This window comes from Frankia sp. R43 (assembly GCF_001306465.1).
In the GTDB taxonomy this organism is placed as follows: Bacteria; Actinomycetota; Actinomycetes; order Frankiales; family Frankiaceae; genus Parafrankia; species Parafrankia irregularis.
This window is the reverse complement of record NZ_LFCW01000001.1, coordinates 745,829-765,049: the sequence shown is the minus strand read 5'-3', so window position 1 is coordinate 765,049 and position 19,221 is coordinate 745,829. Positions and strand designations below refer to the sequence as shown.

The 19,221-nt window shown below is 74.1% G+C and carries 6 protein-coding genes; all 6 read left to right on the top strand.

The window, feature by feature from the left end; genetic code table 11:
• Positions 1-395 precede the first annotated feature (395 nt).
• The 6 genes from ACG83_RS02600 (at position 396) to ACG83_RS02575 (ending at position 19,085) form a co-directional block, all read left to right on the top strand.
• Positions 396-8,828 carry a type I polyketide synthase gene (locus ACG83_RS02600; protein WP_063792968.1) on the top strand — a complete coding sequence of 2,811 codons (8,433 nt, stop codon included), beginning with the start codon at positions 396-398 and terminating at the stop codon, positions 8,826-8,828.
• Positions 8,821-14,370 carry a type I polyketide synthase gene (locus ACG83_RS02595; RefSeq protein WP_083472981.1) on the top strand — a complete coding sequence of 1,850 codons (5,550 nt, stop codon included), beginning with the start codon at positions 8,821-8,823 and terminating at the stop codon, positions 14,368-14,370. Before ACG83_RS02600 ends, ACG83_RS02595 begins: the two co-directional genes overlap by 8 nt.
• A complete protein-coding gene (locus ACG83_RS02590; protein ID WP_054564536.1) occupies positions 14,367-14,711 on the top strand; it encodes an acyl carrier protein in 345 nt (114 codons plus the stop codon). Before ACG83_RS02595 ends, ACG83_RS02590 begins: the two co-directional genes overlap by 4 nt.
• A gap of 136 nt (positions 14,712-14,847) precedes the next feature.
• Positions 14,848-15,834 (top strand): alpha/beta fold hydrolase, encoded by a 987-nt coding sequence (locus tag ACG83_RS02585; RefSeq protein ID WP_054564535.1) that lies wholly within the window; start codon positions 14,848-14,850, stop codon positions 15,832-15,834.
• Positions 15,835-15,899: 65 nt separating this feature from the next.
• Positions 15,900-17,090: a glycosyltransferase gene (locus ACG83_RS02580; protein ID WP_054564534.1), complete on the top strand. Its 1,191-nt coding sequence runs from the start codon at positions 15,900-15,902 to the stop codon at positions 17,088-17,090.
• 135 nt (positions 17,091-17,225) lie between these two features.
• A complete protein-coding gene (locus ACG83_RS02575) occupies positions 17,226-19,085 on the top strand; it encodes a class I SAM-dependent methyltransferase (RefSeq protein WP_200931259.1) in 1,860 nt (619 codons plus the stop codon).
• Positions 19,086-19,221 lie beyond the last annotated feature (136 nt).

The following is a 19,221-nucleotide window of genomic DNA, read 5'->3' as shown; positions in this document are numbered from 1 at the left end:
TTCGTGGCGGCACCTAGGTGCGGGGAAGCAGGACGTGCGGGCTAGTATTTCGCGCACGTTCGTTGCCAGGGGCCAACTGATTGGGTTGGGGCGTCGCCGCGACCCAATCGTCGCTGACGGTATTGCGTCCGTCTCGGTTGTCGCCGTTCTACCCCACCTGGAGCCGCATCTGTTCGATACGCCGATCGCCCCGCCGGCACCAAGCCTGAAGCAGCGCGAGGCGTGCGGATCCGTGGCAGCCCGGCCATGACGACATCATCCACGGCTCTCCGCCGCCGGCCGGTTGTAGCCACCCGAATCCGGCGTCAGCATGCCGACCGCTTTCGCCCCCCGCTGACAGCAGCCGAACCCGGTAGTCGCCGCGTGCGGCGGTCCCAGGCCAGGAGGAGTCACCGATGAGCAGCGCAGCGAGTGCGCACGCCCGACCCGCGCAGGCGCGGCGCGGCGACCGAGATCTGGTCGTCGTCATCAGCCCGTTCGGTGAACCCGCGCCGCACCTGATCGCCGCGGTCGGGCACTGCGGGGCGCTGGGAGTTCTCGATCTCGGCCTTGACGCCGGCCGCGGTCGTGAGGCGCTGGCCGCGACGGCGGCGTGGTCCTCGGCGCCGTTCGGCGTGCGGGTCGCACAGGGATGCCCGTTGGTCGTCGGCGACCTCGCCGGTGACCTGGCCGCCGTGGTCGACACGGTGCTGCTCGGTGTGGACGCGCCCTGGAGTGTCGCCGAGGCCGCCCGAGGTGGGCGGCGGGTGCTGGTCGAGGTTCTCTCCGTCCAGGACGCACTGCGTGCGCTCGCCGACGGTGCTGATGGCCTGGTCGCCCGTGGTAACGAGGCCGGGGGGCGGGTCGGTGACCTCACGACGTTCACTCTGCTACAGCATCTGAACGCCGCGAACGCGACGCGGCGGGACGGGACTGTTGCCCCTGTGTGGGCCGCCGGTGGAATCGGTCCGGCGACCGCGGCCGCTGCGGTCGCCGGCGGTGCGGCCGGGGTCGTCCTCGACTCGCAGCTCGCGCTCGTGCGTGAGGTCGAGCTTCCGGCCGAGGTGGCGAAGGCTGTCCGCGCGATGGACGGCAGCGAGACGGCCCTGATCGACGGACATCGGGTGTACATCCGGCCCGACCTGCCCGTCGCCGCGCTGGTGGGCTGGGCCGGGAGCAGCCAGGACGGCTCGTCGGCAGACGAGCCAGCACTGGACTTCCGCGACACCGGCGGCGAACGGGCCTCGGACGGCGCGCTCACCGCCGGCCGGTCGGCAGCGGCCGGATCCGTCGCGTCGCGGCTCGGCGGGCGTGATCTGCGGACCCAGCTGCTGCCGATCGGCCAGGACGGCGCCTTCGCCGCCGAACTGGCCGATCGGCACGTGTCGGCGAGTGCTGTGGTCGGCGCGGTGCGGGCCTCGATCCGCTCCTCGCTGGCTGCCGCGGCCCGCCACCGCCCGCTGGCGTCGGGATCGGCCTTCGCCGCGGCCCGGGGCCTTCGCCACCCGGTCGCACAGGGGCCGATGACCCGGGTCAGCGACCGCGCGCAGTTCGCGCACTCCGTCGCGAGCGCCGGTGGGCTGCCGTTCCTGGCGCTTGCGCTGATGAGCGGGCCGGAGGCCCGCGCGCTGCTGACCGAGACGGCCGACCTGCTGGGTGACCTGCCGTGGGGCGTGGGCATCCTCGGGTTCGCCCCGCCCGAGGTCCGGGCCGCGCAGCTCGACGCGGTGCACGCGGTTCGCCCACCGTGTGCGCTGATCGCGGGTGGACGTCCGGCCCAGTCGGCGCCACTGGAGGCGGCGGGCATTGACACCTTCCTGCATGTTCCGTCGCCTGGCCTGCTGGAGCGGTTCCTGGCGGACGGCGCGCGCAAGTTCGTCTTCGAAGGGCGCGAATGTGGCGGCCATGTCGGGCCGCGGGCGAGCTTCCCGCTCTGGGAGGCGCAGATCAGCGGCCTGCTGGCGTTCGCCCGGCGTGCGCAGGACGGGCCGGAGAGCCTCGGGGACGTCCACATCCTGTTCGCCGGTGGCATCCACGACGCCACTTCGGCGGCGATGGTCGCCGCGGCGGCCGCGCCGCTGGTCGAGCGCGGTGCCCAGATCGGTGTCCTGATGGGGACCGCGTATCTGTTCACCGAGGAGGCCGTCGAGGACGGCGCGATCATGCCCGGCTTCCAGGAGGCGGCGATCGCCGCGTCCCGCACGGTCCTGCTGGAGACCTCACCGGGCCACGCCACGCGCTGTGTGGAGTCCGGTTATGTGCGTGAGTTCCTGCGCCGCCGTGACGAGCTGACCGCCGCCGGGGTGCCACGCAAGCAGATGTGGGCCGAGCTGGAGCAGCTCAACCTCGGCCGGCTGCGCATCGCGAGCCGCGGTGTCCGGCGCGAGGGCGGCGAGCTGGTCGCGGTCGGCGCGAGCGAACAGGCCGCCGAGGGCATGTTCATGATCGGTCAGGTCTCGGCGCTGCGGTCGGCCCGGACGACGATCGGCCGGCTGCACGCCGAGGTGACCGACGAGGCCATGGCCCGGCTTTCGGCTCGGGCCGGCGAGCTCGCGGTCCCCGTCGTCCCGACCCCGGCACAGCCCGCCGACGCCGAGACCGGCGGTACCGGCGCGAACGTTGCCGGTGCCGCCGCCGCTGAGGCCGGTGCCGCCGCTGAGGCCGCTGACGCTGCCGATGCCGGCGGACAGGCGGCGCGTGCCGCGCGTTCCGTCGCTTCCGTGCGCGAGTCCGCGCGCCCCATCGATATCGCGATCGTCGGCATGTCCGCGGTGTTCCCGAGTGCCGCCGACGAAAAGGACTACTGGGCCAATGTGGTCGACGGGGTCGACGCGATAACCGAGGTGCCGGCCGAGCGCTGGGACGTCGACCTCTACTACGACCCCGACTCCGTGGTGAAGGATGCCGGGCGGCGGACCCCGTCCAAATGGGGTGGCTTTCTGCCGCGGATTCCCTTCGACGCCCTGGCGTACGGGATTCCGCCGCGGTCACTGCGCAGCATCGACCCGGGCCAGCTGCTCGCACTGGAGGTCGCATCCCGGGCGCTGCGCGATGCCGGCTATGACGATCGGCCCTTCGACCGGCGCCGGGCGTCGGTGGTGTTCGGCGCGGAGTCCGGCTCGGATCTCTCCACCGCCTATGGGTTCCGGTCCGCGCACCGGGCCTGGGTCGGGGAGCTGCCGGCCGAGCTCGAGGAGATTCTTCCCGAGCTCGACGAGGATTCCTTTCCCGGCCTGCTGGCAAATGTCATCGCCGGCCGGGTGGCGAACCGGCTCGATCTCGGCGGTCTCAACTTCACCGTGGACGCCGCCTGCGCCTCCTCCCTGGCCGCCCTGGACGCGGCCTGCAAGGAGCTCACGGCCGGTTCGTCCGACCTGGTGCTGTGCGGCGGTGTCGACACACATTCGGCCGTGCACGACTTCCTGCTCTTCGCGTCGGTGCACGCGCTGTCCCCGGGCGGGCGGTGCCGGAGCTTCGCCGCCGGCGCCGACGGCACAAGCCTTGGTGAGGGCGTCGCCGTGGTGGTGCTCAAGCGGCTCGCGGACGCCCAGCGCGACGGCGACCGGATCCGTGCCGTCATCCGGTCGGTCGCCGGTTCCTCCGACGGGCGTGCGCTCGGCCTGACCGCTCCGCGCAAGGCCGGGCAGGTGCTCGCGCTGGAACGGGCCTACTCGTGGGCGGGCATCTCGCCGTCCGAGGTCGGGGTGCTGGAGGCGCACGCGACCGGGACCGTCGTCGGCGACCGGACGGAGCTCGCGACGCTCACCGAGGTCTTCACCGAGCACGGCGCCGAGACGGGCCAGTGCGCGGTCGGCTCGGTGAAGTCCCAGATCGGCCACACGAAGTGCGCGGCGGGCCTCGCGGGGCTGGTCAAGGTCGCGCGCGCGGTGGAGACCGGCGTCCGCCCGCCGACCTTGCACGTGGACGAGCCGAACCCCTACTGGGACCGCGACAGCAGCCCGTTCTACTTCGATGACGAGGCCCGCCCCTGGGTCGCCCCACCGGCGCGGCGGCATGCCGGCCTGTCCGCCTTCGGGTTCGGCGGGACGAACTTCCATGTCGTCGTGTCGGCCTACGACAAGGCACCGGAGCCCGCGCACGGCCTTGACCGCTGGTCGGCCGAACTGTTCCTGGTGCGTGCCCGCGACCGGGCCGGCGCACTGCGGCGCCTGGACACCCTCGCGGCCCAGGTGCGGGCCAACGAGGACGCCGGCCGTCCCTTCCGGCTGCGCGACTTCGCCCGCACCGTGTGCGAGGAGGCCGGGGGAGCGGTTCAGATCGCCTTCGTCGTCGACGACCTCGATGATCTGCCGGCGGCGATCGAACGGGCTCGTGACCCGCGCTCCGCGCCCCGCTCCGGCCTGTTCGTCCGTGACGGTGATGATCACGCGACTGTGCTCGGTGGCGGTGCCGCCGGTGGCGGTGGCGGTGCGGGCGGTGCGGGGAGCCTGGCGTTCCTGTTCCCCGGGCAGGGCAGTCAGCGGCCGGGCATGCTTGCGGACCTCTTTGTGGCCTTCCCGCGGCTGCGGTCCCTGCTGGAGCTAGCCCCGGACGTGGCCGCGACGATGTTCCCACCGGCCGCCTTCTCCGACGCCGAACGAGCGGCGCAGTCCGCGGCCCTGACCGACACGCGGTCCGCCCAGCCGGCCCTCGGGCTCGCCGACCTCGCCATCTACGATCTTCTCGGTGGCCTGCGGATCCGTCCCGATCATGTTGCCGGCCACTCGTACGGAGAGCTGGCGGCGCTGTGCGCTGCCGGGGTGTTCGACCGGCGCGATCTCGTCCGGCTCAGCCGGGCCCGGGCGGAGGCGATTCTCGCGGCAGCCGGGGACGATCCCGGAACCATGGCCGCGGTCTCCGCGACAGCGGAGCAGATCCGCGCGGTGCTCGGCGCGCCCGCGGCCGACGGAACCGTCGCGGGCGTCGCGCTCGCGAACCAGAACGCTCCGCGCCAGACCGTGATCTCGGGTCCGACCGCGGCGATCGACGCCGCGGTGGAACTGTTGAAGAACGCCGGTCTGTCGTCGCGGCGAATCCCGGTCGCGTGCGCCTTCCACAGCCCGGTGGTGGCCGCTGCCGCGGACGGGCTGGCCACCGAGCTCGCCGGTACCGAAGTCGGCGCTGGCGTGATCCCGGTGTGGTCCAACATGACCGCCGGGCCCTACCCGCAGGCCCCGGCGGAGATCCGCGCGGCGCTGGCCGGCCAGCTCGCCGCCCCGGTGCGCTTCGTGGAGCAGATCGAGGCCATGTACGCGGCCGGTGTGCGTGTCTTCGTCGAGGTCGGCCCGGGCCGGGTGCTCTCCCAGCTCGCCGGCAAGATCCTCGCCGGGCGGCCGCACCGGGTCGTGGCGACCGACGCCGCCGGCGAGCCCGGCCTGCGACGGCTGCTGCTCGCGGTGGCCGAGCTCGCGGTCGCGGGCGCGGATGTCGACCCGTCCCCGCTGTTCGTCGGCCGGGACACCCGGGTGGTCGCCCCCGGCGCGATGCCGCGGCGCCCCGGCTGGCTGATCGACGGTGCCTACGTGCGGACCAGCGACGGCGGCCATCTGCCGGGCGGCCTGCTGCCCGCCCGGCGGATCAGCGCCACCGCACAGGCACCGGACGGGGAAGCCACGCCGGCCGGGCCGGCGGTGCTCAACGGGGCGGCTGTGCCCAATGGAGCGGCGGCGCTCAACGGCGCGGCAGTGGTGACCGGGGCCGGTGGCGACGTCCCGGCGCCTCGACATGATCCTGAACAGCTGGGTGCGAGGCCCGGTGACACGGTGGGAGGTTCTCCAATGAGCGATCTTCGGACGTTCGACGGGCAGCTGCCCGGCCACCCATCGGGGAGTGCTGGTGCGAACGGGGCGGGTCCCGCGTCCGCCGGTCGCCACCCCGGCCCTGACCCCGCGGCCTACCCGGCGCTGCCGGCGGGTACAGCGGTGCCGGCCGGCCCGGCTCCGGCCGCCAGCCCGGCGCCGCTGCCCGCGGCGGGCCCGGCCGACACGATCATGCTGGAGTTCCTGCGGACCGGTCGCGACCTCGTGGCCGCCCAGCGGGATGTCCTGCTGACCTACCTCGGCGCGGCCCGGCAGGCACCGACACCGGCGACCGCTGCGGTGCCGATGTCGGTGCCGATGGCTGCGCCTGCGCTCGAGCCTGTGCCGGTGCCGGTGCCGGTGCCGGTGCCGAACGGCGTGACGCAGCTGTCGTCGGGGCCGAACGGGCACCACAACGGAGCGCTGACCACCTACCCGGCTGCCCCGGTGGTGCCTGCTGCGCCCGAGATGCCTGCTGCTCCTGAGGTTGCCGTGCCGGCGGTGCCGCCGCTGGTCGCGGTGCCCGCCGAGGCGACCGTTGCGGCTGCCGCGGTTCCGGCTTCGGTGGACGTCCCGGTGGTGGTGCCGGGGTTGTCGCTGGAGGTGGTGACCGAGTCGGTGGTCGGGGTGATCGCGGAGTTGACGGGTTATCCGGTGGAGATGCTGGAGCCTGATCTGGATCTTGAGGCTGATCTGTCGATTGATTCGATCAAGCGGACGGAGATTCTCGGGGAGCTTGCCGGGCGGGTGGGTCTGCCGGGTGTGGGTGCTGGTGGTGCGGGTTCCGGTTTGTCCGAGGTGGATGAGTCGGTGGTGGAGGAGTTGGCGGCGGTGAAGACGGTTCGGGGCATTGCCTCCTGGATCGTCGAGCGCGGGGCTGCGGGTGGCTCCGAAGGCGGCGGCGCGGGCTCCGGCCCAACGCTTTCCGGCTCCGCGGGCTCCGCGGGCTCCGCCCCGACGGGATCGGGACCAGCGGGCACCGGCCCGGGGAACACCGGCCGAGCGGGAGCTGGCCGGGCGGGTGCTGTGCCCGTCTCGGCCGGCCGCACCGGCGGTTCCGCGGAGTTCGGTGGGTCGCTGGGGCTGCCCGAGCAGGGCGGCGGCGACCGGCCCGGCGGCGGGATCGCGCGGCCGGCTCCCGTCTCCGTGGGTGCCGGCGCCGGGCGGGCGTCCACGGCCGCGCCGGCCTCGGCCCTTGCCCCCGTCTCCCGCAGCGGGCGCGCGGGCGTCGCGGTCCTGGACGGAGCGCCCGTGACGTCGGCCTCGGTGCCGGTGCCGTCACCGGCGGAGCTTGCCGGCCGCACGGCGCAGGCGTCGCTGGCCCCGGAGAGCTGGGGTGTGCTGTCCGCTCCGCGGGGCGCCACGGATCCGACGTTCGCCGCCCGCGTCACCGCACCGGCCGTGCCAGTGACACCGGCCGCACCGGCCACGCTGACCGCACCAACGGCACGGGCCGCGGGCGAGGCCCTCCCCGTGACGCGGATCCCGCTGCGGCGATTCGTGATCGACCATGTCACGCTGCCGGCTGTCCCCTCCTGGGACGCGCTCGTGGCGGCGGGCCGGGCCTCGTCGCTGGCCGGCACGCGGTTCGTCGTCGTCGAGGGTGACCTCGGCATCGGGCTGGCGTTGTCCTCCCTGCTGGAGCAGGCCGGAGCCCAGGTCCGCATCGTCTCGGCGGACAACGCGGAGGCGGTGGCACAGCTTGAGGCCGAGCCCGGTGCGGACGGCCTGTTCTGGGTCGCGTCGGCGGGTTCGCCGGCCAGCGTGGGCAGTGGCCTTCCGGAGGCGTTCGGAGCCCTGCGGGCGGCTGCGCTTGCCGGGCCGCGGCGCCTGTTCGTGGTGACGGGCCTCGGCGGGGATCTCGGCCGTGGCGGCGACGACGCCGAGCTGGCGCCGGGCGTCGGCCTGGCCGGCCTGGTCCGGACGCTCGCGCATGAGCTGCCGGACACCGAGGTCAGGCTGGTCGATGTCCATCCGAAGGCGGCGCCGCGCCGGATCGCGGAGCGGCTGCTGGCCGAGATGTTCGACCCGGCGGCGCCGGTTGTCGTCGGCTATCGGGAGAACATCCGGATCACGCCGGAGCTGCGAGCGGTGGAGCTGGCGCCCGACGGCCGCGGCGCGGCGGGTCCGGCGGGGCTGGACGCCTCCGGAGTGGTGCTGCTCACCGGCGGCGCGCGCGGCATCACCGCCCGCACCGCCCTGGCGCTGGCGCGGGCCACCGGCTGCGCGGTCGAGCTGGTGGGTCGCACGCCGATCCCGGACGGACCCGAGGACCCGGCGACGGTGGCCGCCCTGGACGCCCCGGCGTTGCGCCGGGCGTTGATCGAGACCGGTGTGCGCAGGCCGGCGGAGATCGAGAAGCGGATCGGACGCATCCTGGCGGAGCGGGAGATCCGCGCGACGCTGGCAGCGCTGGGTGAGGCCGCCTCGTCCGTGCGCTATCACGCGGTGGATGTGCGCGACGGCGCGGCAGTCGCGGCGGTCGTCGCCGACGTGTACGCCCGCCACGGCCGCCTCGACGGCGTGGTGCACGGGGCCGGCGTCCTGGAGGATCGACTGCTGAGGAGCAAGACGCCGGAGTCCTTCGACCGGGTGTTCCGCACGAAGGTCGACGGCGCGGGCGCGCTGCTGGACGCCCTGCGGCCGGATGTGGGCTTCGTGGTGCTCTTCGGCAGCGTCGCCGGGGTGTTCGGCAACCGCGGGCAGGTCGACTACGCCGCTGCCAACGACGCCCTCGACGTGCTCGCCCACCGGGCCTCGGCGCGTCTGACCGGCCGCGTCGTCAGCGTCGACTGGGGCCCGTGGGGAGTCGAGGCCGGCGCCGCGGCCGGTCGCGGCATGGTCTCCGAGGAGCTGGCGCGGGAGTACGCCCGCCGCGGCATCGGCCTGATCGATCCTGACGAGGGGGTCGCCGCGCTGCTCAGGGAGCTGCGCGAGCCGGTCCCGGGCGCGCCCGTCCAGGTCGTGCAGATGTGCGGCGACGCCGCATCCTTCACCTCCCGGCCGTCGTCCGCCGGATCGTCGTCCGCGGGGTCGTCGTCCCATGCCTGAGCGTTCGACGCCCGGCCGCCCGCTGCCCGATCGCGGGGGCGGCGGGCACGAGATCGCCGTGGTCGGGATGTCCGCGCTGTTCCCCGGCGCGGGCGACCTGGGCACGTACTGGAACAACATCGTCGGCGGGGTCGACGCGATCCGCGACGTCCCGCCCGGCCGCTGGGACCTCGACGAGTACTACGCGGCGGAACCCGACCGCGGTGGTCCCGGTGATCGCGGTGACCGGCGTCCCGACGGCGGCGGTTTCTACTGCCGCCGCGGCGGGTTCGTGGATGACTTCGCCACGTTCGACCCGGCGCGCTTCGGCATCGTCCCGGTCTCGGTGGACTGGGCGGAGCCCGACCAGCTGCTCGCCCTGCGGCTCGCCGCCGAGGCCATGGACGACGCCGGCGGTGTCGAGGCACTCGGGGACACCGGCCGTGTCGGCGTCGTGGTCGGCCGCGGCGGGTACGTCGGGCCCGGGGTCGCCCGCCTGGAGCAGCGGGTCCGGACGTCCCACCAGCTCGCGACGACGCTGCGCGAGGTGCTGCCGGACGTCCCGGAATCCGCCGTGGACGAGGTGGTCGACGCGTTCCTGGCCCGGCTGGGCCCGCAGCGGCCCGAGGCGTCCATCGGCCTGGTGCCCAACCTGGCGGCGTCGCGCATCGCGAACCGCCTCGACCTGCACGGCCCGGCGTACACGGTCGACGCGGCCTGCGCCTCCTCCCTGATCGCGGTCGACACCGCGATGCGGGAGCTGACGAGCGGCCGGGCCGGCGCGATGATCGTCGGCGGTGTGCACCTCGTGCACGAGGTCTCCTTCTGGAGCCTGTTCACCCTGCTGCGCGCGCTCTCGCCGACGCAGCGGATCCGTCCGTTCGACCGCCGGGCCGACGGCGTCCTGATGGGCGAGGGCGTCGGCATGATCGTCCTCAAGCGGCTCGCCGACGCCCGGGCGAACGGAGACCGGGTCTACGCGGTGCTGCGCGGCGCCGGCTCGTCCAGCGACGGACGCACCGCGAGCCTGATGGCTCCCGCGTCCTCCGGGCAGATCCTGGCGATCGAACGAGCCTGGGCGGACGCCGGCCTCGACCCGGCGCGGCCCGGTGCGGTGGGCCTGATCGAGGCACACGGCACCGCGACCCCGGCCGGGGACGGCGCGGAGCTCGCGACGCTGACGAAGGTCTTCGGCGACGACGCGGCCGGCGCCGGTCCGGTCGGCCTCGGCTCGGTGAAGTCGATGATCGGTCATGCGATGCCCGCGGCCGGTATGGCCGGGCTGATCAAGGCCGTGCTCGCGCTGCATCACCGCACCCTGCCGCCGACCCTGCACTGCGAGGAGCCCCATCCGCTGTTCGAGGGCAGCCGGTTCGCACCGGTGCCCACGGCGGTCCCGTGGGAGCCGGTGGGCGCGACGCCGCGCCGCGCCGGTGTGAACGCCTTCGGCTTCGGAGGTGTGAACGCCCACGTCGTCATCGAGGAGTGCCTGGACGACCACGTGGGCGCGGTCGACCCCGTCGGCGGCGGCGGCGGTCGCGTCGGCGCCGCGGCCGGCGCTGGGGCCGGCGCTGGGGCCCGTGCGGCCGCCGCCGCGGGTGTCGGCGCGGCCTGGACGGGCGCGGCTCTGGTCGCCGACCCGGCCGCCGAGCCGGTGCTGCTGCTCGCGGGCTCGTCGGTGGCGGAGATCGTCGAACAGCTCTCCGTGCCCGACGCCGTGCTGCTCGGCCGGGACGACGCGGCCCAGGCCCCGACCGGCGGGCCGGTCCGGCTGGCGCTGGTGGCGCCGACGCCGCGGCGCCTCGCCCTCGCTCGCACCGTGGCGGCCCGTGGAACCGCGTGGCGGGGCCGCAACGACCTCTGGTTCACCTCCGCGCCACTGCTCGCCGAGGCGGGGACAGCCACAGCCACAGCCACAGCCGCAGCTCCGGCCGCAGCCGCTCCCGGAGCCCCGGCGGCGACCACGGCACCGGCGCCGCGGCTGGCGTTTCTCTTCTGTGGGCTGGAGGACAAGTTCACCCCGCGGATCGACGACGTCTGTGATCACTTCGGGCTGTCTCGCCCGGCGCTCGGCGACACCACGGATCTCGGGCTGCACGGCGTCGCCAGCGTGCAGGTCGGCCGGGTCCTCGACCAGGCTCTGCGCACCCTCGGCGTGCTTCCCGACCTGGTCGGTGGGCACAGCGTGGGCGAGTGGAACGCCATGATCTCCGCCGGCCTGATCCCCGAGGACTACGCCGACGACTTCATCGGTGCCTTCGACCCGGCGTCGGTGGAGGTGCCCGGGGTCGTGTTCGGCGCACTGGGCTGCGGCGCGGACGTCGCCGCCGAGGTGATCGCGGACCTGCCCGACATCGTCGTCTCCCACGACAACTGCCCGCACCAGTCGATCATCTGTGGGCGGGTCGAAAGTGTGGACACCGCGCTGGCCCGGCTGCGTGCGCGGGGCGTGCTGGGGCAGACGCTGCCCTTCCGCTCCGGCTTCCACTCGCCGTTCCTGCGTCCGCACCTCGCGCGGCTGCGTGATGGGCTGTTTGCCACCCCCCTGCGCACCCCGAATGTGCCGGTATGGTCGGCTACTACTGTGGCTCCGTATCCACCCGAACACGCAGACATCCGGGAGCTCGCTGTCCGGCATCTGCTTGAGCCGGTGCGGTTCAGAGAGCTGGCGCGGAGTCTGCACGGCGCGGGCGTCCGCGTGTTCGTCCAGGTCGGGATGGGCAGCGTCGCCGGTTTCGTGGACGACACCCTGAGCGGCCCGGGCGACGAGCATGCGTCGCTGGTGACGAACACGACCAAGCGGTCCGGTCTGGACCAGCTCCGGCGGGTCGCCGTGGCGCTGTGGGCGGAGGGCGCCGCGCCGCGCCTGGACCTGCTGCCCTGCCGGGCCAGGCCGGCGACGGGCGACCTGCCCGCGACCTCAGCTCCCGCCCGCGCACCCGCACCCGCATCCGCAGCCGCGTCTGCGGATGCGTCCCCGGCCGCGGCTGCGGCTGCGGCTGACAGGGCGGGCGGCGGTCCCCGTCAGCCGGCGAGGGCGGTGTCCGCGTCGCGGTCCGCCCGCGAGGTGCGCCTGAAGCTCGGAACCCCGCTGGTCCGGCTCGGGCCGGACGCACCGGACCTGTCGGCAGCGATGGTCGCGTCGCGGGTGCGGCCGGCCGCCGCGGCGAGCCGCGTCCAGCCTGCGGGCGCGACGGGTCCGGCGAGCGCGGCGGGTCCGGCGAGCACGGCGCCCGCCGCCGGCCCCCGCCCGGTGACCACCGGGGCTCCCGCCACTGGCGGGCACCCGGTGTTGGCTGAACTGGGCGCCGCGATCGCGGACACCTCCGCAGCGCTGTCCACCGTCACGGACCGCTGGGCGGGCAGCCAGCGACCGACCCCGGCCACCCCGGCACCCGCGACCGGGCTGTCCGCCCCGGCCGCGTCGGCGGCTCCGGTGGCCGCGTCGGCTCCGGTGGCGGTCGGACCCGACGGTCGTCACACCGTGCGCCGCGAGCTCTCGCTGGCGACGATGCCCGAGGTGATCGACCACTGCTTCTACCGGCAGCCGCCGGGCTGGCCCGATCCGTCCGACCTGTTCCCGGTCGTGCCGCTGACGGGCGTGCTCGAGATGATCATCGCGGAGGCCGCCGCGCTGCGTCCGGGCCGGGTCGTGGTCGAGGTGAAGGACGTCCGCGCCACCCGTTGGCTCGCGATCGAACCGCCGGTGCAGGTGACCATCATCTGCACCCCGCTCACGCTGGACGAGATCAGGGTCGACGTGGTCGGCTACACCCGGGCGACCGTGGTCTTCGCCGCGAACCACCCGGCACCGCCCGCGACGACCGACGTCTCCACCGGGTTCGCCCCGTGCGCGGGGGCGGCGGGCGAGGTGGTGATCCCCGGCGAGGCCTCCTCGCCGCATTCCGGCCGAGCCATCTACGACGATCGGCTGCTGTTCCACGGCCCCGGCTACCAGGGCATCGAGTCCGTCGACGGGCTGGCGCCGACCGGCCTGCGGGGCCGGCTGCGGGTGACGCACGCCAGCGGCGCGTTGCTCGACAACGCCGGCCAGTTCTTCGGCTACTGGGGAATGCAGTACCTCCCGTCGGACTGGCTGCTCTTCCCCGCGTCGGTGGCGTCGATCCGCTTCTTCGGCCCGCAGCCGGGCACCGGGGCGGAGCTGACCTACCTGGGGCGGATCCGGGAGGTCACCGACCGCTCCGCGACCGCGGACATGGAGCTGCGCCACACCGACGGCCGTCTGTGGGCACACGTGCGCGGCTGGACCGACCGGCGTTTCACCGAGGACGACGTCCTGTGGTCGATGGCGATGGCGCCGGAGGCCAACACGCAGGGCCAGTCCACCGCGGACGGCTGGCTGGTCGTGACGGAGCACTGGCGGGATCCGGCCTCCCGGGAGCTGTCGCTGCGCCACTACCTCGACGCGGCCGAGCGCGAGCAGCTGGCGCGGCACAACCCGCTCGCGGCGCGCTCCTGGCTGCTGGGACGTATCGCGGTCAAGGACGCGGTGCGCCGGCACTGGTGGGAGCGCGGGGCCGGCGAGGTCTGGCCGATCGAGGTCGGCGTGTCGAACCAGGCGTCGGGCCAGCCAGTGGTGGCCGCGGTACCGGCCCGGCCCGAGCTGCCCACGTTGCACCGACCGGCGGTCAGCGCCGCGCACCGTCCGGAGATCGCGGTCGCGATCGTGGCGGACGGGGCTCCGGAGCGCGGGTCGGGCGTGGACGTCGGCGTAGATGTAGGCGTAGGCCGGAACGCGACTGCCGGGGTAGGCCTGGGCATCGGGCTGGGCCGGGTGGAACGGCGGGACCGGGCCGCGGAGGCGGTCGTGCTCGCCGAGCCGGAGCTGCGCCTGCTCGACGAGCTGGCCGGGGACGACCCGGACACCCGGGCGGTGTGGTTCGCCCGGTTCGCGGCGGCGAAGGAGGCGGCGGCGAAGGCGACGACGGCGGACGCGGGCGCAGTCGCGGCGATGTCGGGCGTGACGACGGCGGGCGTGACGACGGCGGGCGTGACGACGGCGGGCGTGACGACGGCGGGCGCGGCGGTGAAGCCGGACGGGAGCGGACCGGCCGGCGATCCCCGGCGGTTCGTCGTCGGCCGACCGGTTCAGGGCGGCCGGCCGGTGGCCGCCGGGGTGACGCACGGTCCCGGTGGGGTGGTGGTTCGTCCCGTCGGCGAGCCGGGTGAGCGGCCCGGACTTCCGGCGCCGCTGCGGATTCCGGTCCTCGCGGCTGCGTCGGCGCGGATCTCGGGCGGCCGGGGTGACGCTGACGGGCCGCGCTGGGTCGCGCTGCGCACCATGGACACCACCGGGCGGCCGCGGACGGATCTCGAGCCTGCCGACCGGCTGGTTGCTCAGGCCGGGGGCTACCTGGGCAACTATGTCGTGGCGTGGACCTCGCCACAGCTCCAGCGGACCGGACAGATCCCACCGGCCGAACAGCTCGAACAGCTCGAACGGACCGGACAGGGCGAGCAGGCCGGACAGGCGGCGAGGGCCGGAGCGGAGCGGTTCGCCGACCCGCGACCCCAACAACAGAAGGAGCAGAGACAGCGATGACCACCGACCAGCCGACCGCCACCGCGAGCGCGGACCAGACGGCCAGCGCGGAACGTGTGCTCTCCGAGGTGGCGGCGATCCTGCGGGACGTGATCGGCGAGGAGTACATCGTCGACATGTCGATCGAGATGGGCACCTCGTTCAACGAGGACCTGGAGCTCGAGAGCATCGAGTTCGTCACCTTCGCCGACCGGCTGAGGGAGACCTACGGGGAGCACGTCGACTTCGTCGGCTTCCTGTCGGAGATGGACGTCGACCAGGTGATCAACATGAAGGTCGGGGAGGTCGTCGACTTCATCGTCGACAGCGCCCACGACGCCGCACCGTCAGCGGCCCGGTAGGACTCGGCGGCCCGGTACCACTCGGCAGCCCGGTAGCGCTCCGCGGTCCGGTGGCACCGGGCCGAAATCTCATCTCGTGTGGGTCCCGAGCGGACCGCGTAGGCAACCTCTGTGAACGAAGCTAGGGAGAAGGCGCGTGGCTGAGATCGTCGCCAACGGCGTTCGTCTGCATGTGCAGCGGTTGGGACCGAAGAGCGGGGCCGGCACGGACTCGCCGGTCGTCGTCATGGTGCACGGCATGGTAGTGGACAACATCTCCAGTTTCTACTTCGCGCTGGGCAACTGCCTGGCCGGCGCGGGGTGCGACGTGATCTGCTACGACCTGCGTGGCCACGGCCGCAGCGAACGGACGCCGACCGGCTACACCATGGCCGACTCGCTGGCGGACCTTTCGGCCCTGCTGGACGAGCTCGATGTGGATCGGCCGGTCCACATCGTCGGCAACAGCTACGGCGCGACGCTGACCCTCGCGTTCGGTCTGGCGAACCCCGACCGGGTCGCGAGCCTGACGCTCGTCGAGCCGCCCTTCCTCATCGAGGGGCTCGGCGAGGAGATGGCCCGCTCGCTGACCCAGGTGCTCGCGGCGGTCACCGACGACGAGGTCGAGTACTGGCTCGCCAACACGGCCGGTCGCGCGCTCACCAGGATCGCGCGCTCCGCCCAGGCGTTGCTGAAGGAGACCTCGGTCGCCGAGGACATGCTGGCCACGCCGCCGTTCTCGCGGGAGGCGCTGGCCGCGTTGCCGATGCCCGTCCTGGCGGTCTACGGCGCGAACTCGGAGATCATCGACCAGGCCGAGGGGCTCGCCGAGCTGGTGCCCGACTGCACGCTGGTGGTGCTGGAGCAGACCACCCACATGGTGCTGCGGGAGGCCGCCGACTACATGCGGGACCTGCTGCGGTGGTGGCTGTTCCAGCGCGACGAGCCGATGCCGCGCCACCAGGTGCGGGGTGCCGGCTTCAACACCCCGGCCTGGATCCGGGAGATGATCCCGCCGCCCGATCTCAACGGTGAGCACCGGACGGCCTCGCTGTCAGCCGCGGCAGCCGCACCGGCTGTGTCAGCCTCGCCGGCTGTGTCGGCCGCGCCGACCGCCGCCGCGGGCTTGCCGGCGGACGCCTGAGCGTCTGAGCGCCTGAGCCCTGAGCGGACGCCTGCGGTGGACGCCCGATCTGACCAGGAGCACTGATGGGCCGCATTCTCTTCGTGGTGCCGCCGCTGACCGGCCACGTGAACCCGGCGGTGGGCATCGCTGGCGAACTGGCCGCACGTGGCCAGCAGGTCGCGCTGGTCGGGCATACGGGTGTCGTCGGACCGCTCGTGCCGCCGGAGGTGTCGCTCATCGCGCTGCCCGGCGAGATCACCGCGGAGCAGCGCGGCGAGCTGGAGGCCCGCTCCCGTTCGCTGCGCGGGCCCGCGTCGCTGAAGTTCCTGTGGGAGGAGTTCATCCTGCCGCTGGGTGACTCGATGGCCCGCGACGTGACCACGATCATCGACCAGTGGCGTCCGGACGTCGTCGTCGTCGATCAGCAGGCCGTCGGTGCGGCGTTGGCCGTGCGCCGCAGCGAGGCCCGCTGGGTGACCCTCGCGACGACGTCGGCCGAGTCCGACGATCCGTATGCCGTGCTCGCGGGCATCGGGAACTGGGTGGCCCAGCAGCTGCACCAGTTCCAGGTCGCGAACGGCGTGCCCGAACCGGAGGCGACCCGCACCGATCTGCGTTTCTCCGAGGAACTGACCCTGATCTGCTCGGTGCCCTCCCTGCTGCGTCCCGGGGGCCACCCGTCGCACCATGTGTTCGTCGGGTGCGCGGCCGGTGTCCGCCGGGAGTCCCCGGACTTCCCCTGGACCTGGCTCGACTCCGACCGCCGCACCGTGCTGGTCTCGCTGGGCACGGTCACCAGGGAAGCCGGCGGGCGGTTCCTGCGCGCGGCGGCCGAAGCACTGCTGGGGATGTCCGACCGGGTGCAGGGCGTCATTGTCGCGCCGGCGGGGTCGCTGGACGACCTGGCCGAGAAGGCACCCGACGACCTGCTGGTCCGGTCGTTCGTGCCGCAGGTGGAACTCATGCCCTCGCTGGACGCGGTTGTCTGCCACGCCGGCAACAACACGGTGTGCGAGGCGCTCTCGCACGGCGTGCCGCTGGTGGTGGCACCCGTCCGGGACGATCAGCCGATCATCGCCGAGCAGGTGGTGCGGGCCGGTGCGGGGCTGCGGGTGCGCTTCGGGCGCTCGACCCCGGCGACGCTGGCGACCGCGGTCGGCGCGGTGCTGGACGAGCCGTCCTACCGGGCCGCGGCCACCCGGCTGCGGGACGAGTTCACCGCCGCGGGCGGGGTCGTGACCGCCGCCCACCAAATTGAGAAGCTGCTGCCCTAGCGTGGCCGGAGCTCGGGTGACGGCTGGAGCTGGTGTCGGGGCTGGAACTGGTGCAACGGCTCAGACCGGTGCGACGGTTGGGCGCGACGTTGCGACGGTTGGGCGTGACGTGGCGGCGGGAGGATCGGTGGCGGCATGAGAACGGTGCTGCTCCTGGTGCCGGTTCTGGTGTGTGTCGGGCTCGTGGCGAACGGCGTCCGGCTGCGTGGCCGGCTGCGCCGGCTGGACACCGCGGTGGCGTCCGGCCGGCCGGTGGACCCGGCCCACGTGTTCCTCGTCGCCGAGGGTGTGCGCCTGTCCGAGGCAGCCTGCCGGGCCGCGAGCAACCATGCCCGCCGTGAGCGGCTGCTGGCGCTCGACCTCATCCCCGGCGATCTGACGGTCGAGCGTGCGCTCGACGTGGCCCGCATGGTCGACACCCGCACCTACCGGGCCGACCGCACGGCCGCGGGCCGGGGCGCCTTCCAGGCGATCCTCGTCCACCGCGTTCTGCTGGACCGGATCGGGATCACGCCCCGGGAGAATTTCGACCCGGTCGAGCTGGTCGACATCACCGCTGCGCTCAAGCGGTACGCCCCGGACGCGACGGACCTCGTGGTCGTGCACGGCCTGCAGGCCGCGCGGGACGACGCGGCCATGCGGGTGCGGGTCCAGCAGCGTGCCTACGCGTGCACCCCGGCCAGCCTGTACATGCCGTTCGCGCCGCACATCGGGACGGCGATCGGATCCCAGGTCAGCCAGAACCTGGCGTATGTGGCGATGCTGCTCTTCTGGTTCCAGCCGTTCTTCGTGTGCGCGGGAAAGGTTCCGCTCGCCCCGCGGGACCTGATCCGCAGCCCGATCGTGCGCATCCTCGGCATCGTGCTGTTCGTCATCCACTCGGTGCGTGCCGGGCGTCGCGCCGCCGAGGCGAAGGCCGCGGGGCTGCCCGCGGACCCGGTGAAGGAGGACCGGCGCCGCCACCGGGAGGAGACGACGGCCTGGTACGTCGCCCGCGCCCGCCGCGTCGGGCGGCTGCGCGAGGCGACCGGCACCGAATGCCCGTGGTGCGGCTCCGGGCACCTGACCGTCCGGCTGCGCTCGGTGGATCTCACCATGGGCAAGCCCGGCAGCTTCCGGCTCGACGCCTGCCGGCGCTGTGGCCACATCTTCCTGAACCCGGCGCTCACCCCGGACGGCCAGGACTACTACGAGCGGGACTGGCGGGACGGTTTCGCCGTCGAGGCCGCCGAGCACTCCCGGATGCGCGAGGCGCCGGCGGACCGTGCCCGCGCCGAGCTGCTGCGACCCCATGTCACCCCGCGGGCCTGGCTGGACGTCGGCGCCGGCTTCGGGCACTTCTGCAACGTCGCGCGGCGGCACTGGCCGATGACCACTTTCGGGGCGCTCGACGTCACCGACGCGATCGACGAGGCGTGCGCGCGCGGCTGGGTGGAGGCCGCCTACCAGGGCGAGCTCGTGCAGGTGGCGGACAGCATCGCCGGGCGCTATGACGTGATCAGCATGTTCGGCTATCTGGAGCGCACCCGGTATCCGTCCGAGGAGCTGGACGGCGCGGTGAAGGCCCTGCCGCCCGGCGGCCATCTGCTGCTCGAGCTGCCGAACCCGTCCTGCCCGGCCGCCCGCTGGCTGGGGCGCTACTGGGCTGGCTGGGACGTGCCGCGACGGCAGCACTACATACCGGTCGACAACCTGCTCGCGGCGCTCGAGGACCGCGGGATGCGCCCCATCGTGGTCCAGTTCGGCCCGGCGCAGCGCCCCGGCGACCTCACCCGTGCCCTGCGGCTGCTCATCGCGAACCTCGCCCCGAAGCCCGAGCCGTGGGTGCACGCCAGCCGGGCCGGGATCGGCCGGCGGGTGCTGCGGGCGGTCCTGCTGCTGGCCGCGGTCGTCCCGTTCGGGCTGGCCTGGGGGCTGGACAGGCTGACCCGGCCCATGCTGGCACGGGGGAGACGCTCCAACACCTATCGGGTGCTCGCCCGCAAGGAAGGCTGACCCGGCCTGGCACCCCAGCGGTTCGCCGCTGTGCCGCTGGGCCGCTGTGCCGTTCTGCGGCTATTCGAGCCGCCGCCGCGGGCTGCGGCAGCCGCCGCCGTTGCTGCCAGGCAAGAGTTGGGCAAGAGTTGAGGAT

What these genes read in the sequence shown, in the direction of transcription:
- ACG83_RS02595 (WP_083472981.1), top strand. Translation starts at nt 8,821, where the DNA reads ATGCCTGAGCGTTCGACGCCCGGCCGCCCGCTGCCCGATCGCGGGGGC.
- ACG83_RS02600 (WP_063792968.1), top strand. Translation starts at nt 396, where the DNA reads ATGAGCAGCGCAGCGAGTGCGCACGCCCGACCCGCGCAGGCGCGGCGC.
- ACG83_RS02580 (WP_054564534.1), top strand. Translation starts at nt 15,900, where the DNA reads ATGGGCCGCATTCTCTTCGTGGTGCCGCCGCTGACCGGCCACGTGAAC.
- ACG83_RS02575 (WP_200931259.1), top strand. Translation starts at nt 17,226, where the DNA reads ATGAGAACGGTGCTGCTCCTGGTGCCGGTTCTGGTGTGTGTCGGGCTC.
- ACG83_RS02590 (WP_054564536.1), top strand. Translation starts at nt 14,367, where the DNA reads ATGACCACCGACCAGCCGACCGCCACCGCGAGCGCGGACCAGACGGCC.